The following is a 492-nucleotide window of genomic DNA, read 5'->3' as shown; positions in this document are numbered from 1 at the left end:
ATGTCAGTATAAACCAAGTATTAAGTCTACAGCCTAATAATTCTCGATTTGTATATCTAGAAATACATTTAATGAAAAACGACAGGATAGACCAATTAATCTGGACTAAAGAGAAAGGGCTGGTGGAGTAGATGGAAGGTAGTAAAGAACAAGTAGAGTTGCTGCTGATGTATGAAGAGGTAAAAAAACAACTCGATCAGTACAAAACAGCACACAACAAATTAACTGCTGGATTAAAAGAAGCAGTAGCAGAAAGTATTCAGTATAAGCGTGAACGCGATGAACTAAGCAATAAGTTAGATAAAGAATGTAATGACAATTATAAGTTAGAGGGTCAATTGAACGACATGACCAAACAACGAGATTCACTTATCAAAGATATCGAGAAACAACGTGAGTTACTCAAAGACTTTTCAAAGTTCATTCACAGAAAACTTGTAGCGTGTCCAGGTAAGAAAGAGTATATGGATTTCAGAGATAGACTTAAAGAAT

1 protein-coding gene is annotated in these 492 nt (G+C 34.6%); it reads left to right on the top strand.

The window, feature by feature from the left end; genetic code table 11:
* Positions 1 to 131: 131 nt before the first annotated feature.
* A partial coding sequence (locus LQ617_RS15825; protein WP_239740794.1) for a hypothetical protein occupies positions 132 to 492 on the top strand: 361 nt, incomplete at its 3' end.

This window comes from Mammaliicoccus sp. P-M59 (assembly GCF_022386135.1).
In the GTDB taxonomy this organism is placed as follows: Bacteria; Bacillota; Bacilli; order Staphylococcales; family Staphylococcaceae; genus Mammaliicoccus; species Mammaliicoccus sciuri_A.
This window is presented reverse-complemented; position numbering and strand designations above follow the sequence as displayed.